Source organism: Neisseria sp. (genome assembly GCF_041804105.1).
Classification (GTDB): domain Bacteria; phylum Pseudomonadota; class Gammaproteobacteria; order Burkholderiales; family Neisseriaceae; genus Neisseria.
Window position 1 is genome coordinate 1 of sequence record NZ_JBHCJY010000130.1, and the last position, 6,547, is coordinate 6,547.

A 6,547-nucleotide genomic window follows, 5' to 3' on the forward strand; every position below is an offset into this window, starting at 1 on the left:
GAACGGCTGTGGAAACAGGCAAAGGCCGTCTGAAAATGTTTTTTCAGACGGCCTTATGCTGTCATCGGGACGGTGCGGTAAAAACCATAATGTAGGTACAGTCAGCCGTCGAAAGCGGCGTAACCGTACGAACGGCTGTGGAAGCAGGCAAAGGCCGTCTGAAAATCAGTTCATCCGTAAAGTGCAGATGTTCAGAAGTGCCGCCAATTGTTGCGGCATCATGCCGTCGTGCCGTACGGTTACGCCGCTTCGGCGGCTAACCGTACCTACGCAGAGATTCAAGTATAGGAAAAGATTTTTGAGACAGCTCAATAACCCGTTCAATCCTGCGTATCGGAACGGCTGTCTTGGTTTTTCTTTTTCAGATAGGGGAAGAAAAAGGCAATCGAATCCTTATCGTTTTTCTTGTTCAGGTGCCAGTGGAAAAGAGCAAATATAAGGATGGTACTAAGGATGGCAGTAGCCCAATCCGGAATAAAACCGTCGTCGCCGAAATGATATTTCGCATCGATGACATAAAAACTCAAAATAAAATTGGTAGCTTCAATAATAAAATTTCCAATAAGACAACAGACAGCAAATGCTATCCAAGTTTTTTTTGCTGAAATCCATCAATAAGGCAAAATTTTTTTTATAGTTTTCCCAAATTTTTCCCATTGTCTGCTCCTGTCGGATGATTTCTAAATATTTCCGCATCCGACACAAAGCCTTGACGGATACGGAAATGTGGCGGTTATTTTAGTAGCCGAACGATTTTTCGGCTACGAGCGCCCCCAGTTCTTTGCCTAAGTATCTACCGATAGCACCACCAGCAGCACCGCCGGCAACCATGCCGCCTGGCCCGGCAATAGCGCCCAATGCTGCACCCGTAAATGTACCTGCAAACGCTCCTGCCGCGCCACCGACATATTTGCCTGCTTGAGATGCGGTCATCTTGCCGAAGTCAAAGCCGCCGGAAACCTGTTGCAATTCATTCATATTTAATGTCTTCATAGTATCACTCCTAAGTGAAAAATAAATTGAAAAAATACAGACAAAAGTTTTTATCTGTCTGCCTTCGTATGGACGAAAATAATATGTATGAGTTTTTTTTTGTAATAATTTTCTGGGTTAAAGTTAATAATGTTCAGCCCGAACGGCATGGTTTTAATGAAATTGTCAATAAGCAGGTACGGTTGGCCTCCTAAAGCGGCGTAACCGTACGGAAGGCCGCAGGAAAAGATAAGGCCGTCTGAAAACGTTTTTCAGACGGCCTTGTATCGGCGGGACTTTGGAAATCAAAGGTGGTGGTTGCGAGAAATGTTGATTGATGAATGCGGTGCGGTAACGACCGTCATTTCCGCAGGAAGGAATCCAAACCTGAATATTCAGCATGTAGGTACGGTTAGCCGCCAAAAGCGGCGTAACCGTACGAACGGTTGCAGATTCGGAAAAGGCCGTCTGAAAATCAGTTTATCCGTAAAGCGCATATGTTCAGAAGTACCGCCAACCGTTGCGGCATCATGCTGGCGTGCCGTACGGTTACGCCGCTTCGGCGGCTAACCGTACCTACGAGGCTGCGGAGACGGAAAAAGGCCGTCTGAAAATCAGTTCATCCGTAAAGCGCAGATGTTCAGAAGTACCGCCAATTGTTGCGGCATGATGCTGGCGTGCCGTACGGTTACGCCGCTTTGGCGGCTAACCGTACCTACGCAGGGCAAAACCTGTGCCGTTCCGCCTGCGCGGGAATGACGGTGGGGGCAGTGATGTTTGTTCGAAAAGCTGCGCTTTTACGGCAAACGGCGGAAGGTATGCGCTGCTTACCCTTCAGCTTGCTTCAGGGCGTTCAGGCATTCTTTGACCAGTTCCGGCCCGCGGTAGACCATGCCGCTGTACACCTGAACCGCGCTTGCGCCGAGCCGTATTTTTTCCGCTGCGTCTTCGCCCGACAGGATGCCGCCCACGCCGATGACGGGCAGTTTGCCGCCGATGGCCGCGACAAGCTGTTTGAGTACGGCATTGCTTTTTTCGCGCACGGGTTCGCCGCTCAAACCGCCCTGTTCGCCTGCGAGCGGGTGGCTGCCGAGCGCGGATTTGTCGATGGTGGTGTTGGTGGCGATGATGCCGTCCATTTCGGTTTGGATGATGACGTGGGCGATGTTGGCGATTTGCGCTTCGTCCAAATCGGGCGCGATTTTTACCGCCAGCGGCACATAGCGGCCGTGCGACGCGGCAAGCTGCGCCTGTTTGTTTTTCAGCGCGGTCAGGAGCGCGGTCAGCTCGTCGCCGCCTTGCAGCGCGCGCAGGTTTTTGGTGTTGGGCGACGAGATGTTTACCGCGATATACGATGCGTGGGCGTAGGCTTTTTCCAAACAAATCAAATAGTCGGCGGCGGCGTTTTCAATCGGCGTAACGGCGTTTTTGCCGATGTTGATGCCGAGCACGCCGTTGAAACGTGCGGCTTCGATGTTTTTAATCACGGCGTCGATGCCGTGGTTGTTGAAGCCCATGCGGTTGATGACGGCACGGTGTTCGGGCAGGCGGAACAGGCGCGGTTTCGGGTTGCCGTCCTGCGGTTTGGGGGTAACGGTGCCGATTTCGATGAAGCCGAAGCCGAGTGCGGCCAAGGGTTTGATGCATTCGCCGTTTTTGTCCAAACCCGCCGCAAGGCCGATGGGGTTGGGAATGTCCAAACCCATCAGCTTCATCGGGCGCGTGTAGCCGTTTACCGTGGGCAGCAGGCCGAATTTATAGGCTGTATTCAGGCTTTTCAGAGTAAGGTTGTGGGCGGTTTCGGGGTCGGTTTTGAACAGTGCGGGGCGGATAAGGGAGTACATGGCAGGCCGTCTGAAAAAGAGTTGGAAACGGGGGTATTCTACCCGAGAAGCGGCGGACGGGTTTTGATACAGGTCGGTTTGTGCGCTGGGACGGAAGGCCGTCTGAAAAAACGTTTTCAGACGGCCTTTGCTTTTTCTGCCTGCTACTGTCATTAGGCCGCAGTGGAAATGCAGCGGAAAATAGTCGGGTTGGCAGTACAATAGCCGCTGTTTTTCTTTTTGGCATGCGTATGAACTTTTCCCGTTTCCTTTCCACTCTGCTGCTGTCGCTGCTGCCCGTCGGTTTTCTGGCCGTGATGGTGGTCGCGCCGCTGGTTGCGCTGACGTTTTACGAAGACGCGGTGCCGTTGGCCGATGTTTTGGGCGACCCTTATATGCAGCAGCGGATGGTGTGGACATTGGTACAGGCGCTGGCTAGCTGCGTACTGGTGCTGCTGCTCGGTCTGCCTGCGGCGTGGACGCTGGCGCGGTTGGAATTCCGCGGACGGCGGCGGCTGTTGCGGCTGCTGATGCTGCCGTTCGTGATGCCGACTTTGGTGGCGGGGATGGGCGTGCTGTCGCTGTTCGGCGCGCACGGCCTGCTGTGGGCGGGTTGGCAGGACACGCCTTACCTGCTGCTTTACGGCAATGTGTTTTTCAACCTGCCCGTGCTGGTGCGCGCGGCGTATCAGGGTTTGGCAAGCGTGCCCGAAATGCGGCTTCAGACGGCGCAGATGCTGGGTGCGGGCACATGGCGGCGGTTCGTGTCGGTGGAGCTGCCCGTGTTGAAGCCGTGGCTGGCCGGCGGGCTTTGTTTGGTGTTTCTCTACTGCTTTTCCGGTTTCGGACTCGCGCTGCTGCTCGGCGGCAGCCGTTATGCCACGGTGGAAGTGGAAATCTACAAACTGATTGCTTATGAGCTGGATTTGGCGCAGGCCGCGGTGTTGGTGTGGCTGATGCTGGCCGTTACTGCGTCTGCCGGATTGCTGTATGCGCGCCTGAGCCGGCAGACGGCGGGCGGACGGCATGTCCGCTCCCGTCCGCCGCGCCCGCCCGCAACTTTGGGCGAACGGCTGCTGCTGGCTTATACCTTGGCCGTTTTGCTGTGCTGCTGCGCCTTGCCGCTGGCCGCCGTATGGTTTCAGACGGCCTTTGCGGGCGCATCGTGGCAGGTGCTGGCCGATTCCGAAACGCTGGCCGCATTGTGGAACACCGTGCGCTTTTCCTTCATGGCCGTTCTGGCCGCCGCCGTACTCGGCATCAGCCATGCCTGTCTTGCCCGCCGTGCCGTTTGGGTGCGCGGCATCACGTTTCTGCCGTTTATGGTGTCCGCCGTGTGCGTCGCCTTCGGCGTGCTGCTACTTTATCCCGACTGGACGGCCTCATTGCCGCTGCTCGTCGCCACTTATGCGCTGTTGGCCTATCCCTTTGTAACCAAAGACATTCTCGCTGCGTGGGATGCCCTGCCGAACCACTATGCCGCAGCCGCCCGCAGCTTGGGGGCAAACCCGTTTCAGACGGCCTGTTACGTTACCGCGCCGCTGCTCAAACCCGCTTTCCGTCGCGCCCTTACCCTTGCCGCCGCCACCTGCATCGGCGAATTTGCCGCCACCCTGTTCCTGTCGCGTCCCGAATGGGAAACGCTCACCACCCTGATTTACCGCTATCTCGGTACGGCCGGCGCGGAAAACCACGATAAGGCCGCCGTGCTGACCGCCGCTTTGATGACGATGTCGCTGGCGGTATTCGCGGTTTTGGATGCGGGCGATGAACAAGAGGCCGTCTGAAAACGTTTCAGACGGCCTTCGGTTTATACAGCCGAATATCCGCCATGCCATTCTTTAAGATGTTCTCAAACCGTACAGAACCCTATGGAAAGGGCGTTGTGGCAGGATGGGCGTGCAAATGTAGCGGCGTGTAATTTCCATCGGAAAGATGGTACAATCATGCCCGTAAACAACCACCTACCGGAGAAAACCATCATGGCACTCGTTTCCATGCGCCAGCTTTTAGACCATGCCGCCGAAAACAGCTACGGCCTGCCCGCCTTCAACGTCAACAACCTCGAACAGATGCGCGCCATCATGGAAGCCGCCGACCAAGTAAACGCGCCCGTGATTGTGCAGGCCAGCGCAGGTGCGCGCAAATATGCGGGCGCACCGTTTCTGCGCCATCTGATTTTGGCGGCGGTGGAAGAATTCCCGCACATCCCCGTGGTGATGCACCAAGACCACGGCGCGTCGCCCGACGTGTGCCAGCGTTCCATCCAGCTCGGTTTCAGCTCGGTCATGATGGACGGCTCGCTGCTGGAAGACGGCAAAACCCCGTCCACCTACGAATACAACGCCGAAGTTACCCGCCGCGTGGTCGAATTTTCCCATGCCTGCGGCGTATCGGTCGAAGGCGAAATCGGCGTACTCGGCAACCTCGAAACCGGCGAAGCGGGCGAAGAAGACGGCGTGGGCGCAGCCGGCAAACTGAGCCACGACCAAATGCTCACCAGCGTGGAAGACGCGGTGCGCTTCGTGCGCGATACCGATGTGGACGCCCTGGCCATCGCCGTCGGCACCAGCCACGGTGCATACAAATTCACACGCCCGCCCACAGGCGACGTGCTGCGCATCGACCGCATCAAAGAAATCCACGAAGCCCTGCCCAACACCCACATCGTCATGCACGGCTCCAGCTCCGTGCCGCAGGAGTGGCTGAAAGTGATTAACGAACACGGCGGCAACATCGGCGAAACCTACGGGGTGCCCGTGGAAGAAATCGTCGAAGGCATCAAACACGGCGTGCGCAAAGTCAACATCGACACCGACCTGCGCCTGGCCAGCACCGGCGCCATCCGCAAATTCATGGCCGAAAACCCCGCAGAATTCGACCCGCGCAAATATCTGGCGAAAACGGTGGAAGCGATGAAGCAGATCTGTATCGACCGCTATACCGCGTTCGGCTGCGAAGGCCAGGCAGGAAAAATCAAACCGGTTTCGCTGGAAAAAATGGCGCAACGCTATGCCAATGGCGAATTGGCACAGATTGTGAAGTAAGCCGTTTTGCAGTTATCATCGGCAAAAAAAGGCCGTCTGAAAAATTTTCAGACGGCCTTTGCTGTCAATTCACTTTTTCTACGTCCATTATTCGTTCTTAAACGCAGTAATCATCTGAATCAATGCTTCTTTTTCTTTTTGCGACAAAGGTTTAATCAGTTTTAACAGAATTTCGTCATATTCGGAACAGTTTTCCCACAATTGGTTTTCATCACTCACGCCATATCTCAACCATTCGGGTTTTACATTCAACCATTTTGCCAAAGTTTCAATCTTATCGGAGGCAGGTATCGCCAAACCGTTGAGCCATTTATATACCGCCTGCTGAGTAACAGGCTCGTTCGGATGTCGGAGGTTGAATTTAGTTGCAACCTCACTGTTTTTGAGCGTTCTCTTGAATGCTGCGGTCAAGGCAAGGTTCAGGCGGTTACTGAACTTTTCTTTTTCAGTCAATATCTTCATGCCCAAAATTATCTGAAAACGACTTTTTTGTTTGAAAACCATATTGGTTTTAATATAAACTGATATGGTTTAAAAAATGAGACGGCCATCACTCTCTTTTCAGACGGCCTTAGGCAGGACAACGATGAAACCGACGACAACCTTCAAACGCAGCAAGGCGGTGCTGGGAATTTTCACATCCGTCATGCTCGCCGCCCAACCCCTTCAGGCAGCAATGACCGTCTTCGACCCGAGCAAATTCGC

At 54.7% G+C, this 6,547-nt stretch carries 6 protein-coding genes; 2 read left to right on the top strand and 4 right to left on the bottom strand.

Translation table 11 applies throughout. The features are described from left to right. Positions 1–320: 320 nt before the first annotated feature. The 3 genes from ACEYDX_RS11045 to ACEYDX_RS11055 all read right to left on the bottom strand — a co-directional run bounded on the left by ACEYDX_RS11045 (position 321) and on the right by ACEYDX_RS11055 (position 2,816). Complete coding sequence (locus tag ACEYDX_RS11045) at positions 321–527, bottom strand: hypothetical protein (RefSeq protein ID WP_373742069.1); 207 nt, start codon at positions 525–527, stop codon at positions 321–323. Between the two features lie 211 nt (positions 528–738). Continuing rightward, positions 739–993: a bacteriocin gene (locus ACEYDX_RS11050; protein ID WP_373742070.1), complete on the bottom strand. Its 255-nt coding sequence runs from the start codon at positions 991–993 to the stop codon at positions 739–741. Positions 994–1,799: 806 nt separating this feature from the next. Beyond that, on the bottom strand, positions 1,800–2,816 hold the full coding sequence (locus tag ACEYDX_RS11055) for a quinone-dependent dihydroorotate dehydrogenase (RefSeq protein ID WP_373742073.1): 1,017 nt from the start codon (positions 2,814–2,816) through the stop codon (positions 1,800–1,802). Positions 2,817–3,046: 230 nt separating this feature from the next. On the opposite strand from ACEYDX_RS11055, the gene ACEYDX_RS11060 reads away from it, so the two are divergent. Both ACEYDX_RS11060 and fba read left to right on the top strand, forming a co-directional pair. Beyond that, positions 3,047–4,582, top strand: a complete 1,536-nt coding sequence (locus ACEYDX_RS11060) for an ABC transporter permease (RefSeq protein ID WP_373742071.1) — start codon at positions 3,047–3,049, stop codon at positions 4,580–4,582. Positions 4,583–4,777: 195 nt separating this feature from the next. After that, positions 4,778–5,842, top strand: a complete 1,065-nt coding sequence (fba, locus tag ACEYDX_RS11065; RefSeq protein WP_373742074.1) for a class II fructose-bisphosphate aldolase — start codon at positions 4,778–4,780, stop codon at positions 5,840–5,842. Between the two features lie 87 nt (positions 5,843–5,929). On the opposite strand, the gene ACEYDX_RS11070 is transcribed toward fba, so the two are convergent. Continuing rightward, positions 5,930–6,346: a transcriptional regulator gene (locus ACEYDX_RS11070; RefSeq protein WP_373742072.1), complete on the bottom strand. Its 417-nt coding sequence runs from the start codon at positions 6,344–6,346 to the stop codon at positions 5,930–5,932. Positions 6,347–6,547: the final 201 nt, after the last annotated feature.

Coding starts and splice junctions, on each gene's coding strand:
- ACEYDX_RS11050 (WP_373742070.1), bottom strand. CDS start 993: ATGAAGACATTAAATATGAATGAATTGCAACAGGTTTCCGGCGGCTTT.
- ACEYDX_RS11055 (WP_373742073.1), bottom strand. CDS start 2,816: ATGTACTCCCTTATCCGCCCCGCACTGTTCAAAACCGACCCCGAAACC.
- ACEYDX_RS11060 (WP_373742071.1), top strand. CDS start 3,047: ATGAACTTTTCCCGTTTCCTTTCCACTCTGCTGCTGTCGCTGCTGCCC.
- fba (WP_373742074.1), top strand. CDS start 4,778: ATGGCACTCGTTTCCATGCGCCAGCTTTTAGACCATGCCGCCGAAAAC.
- ACEYDX_RS11070 (WP_373742072.1), bottom strand. CDS start 6,346: ATGGTTTTCAAACAAAAAAGTCGTTTTCAGATAATTTTGGGCATGAAG.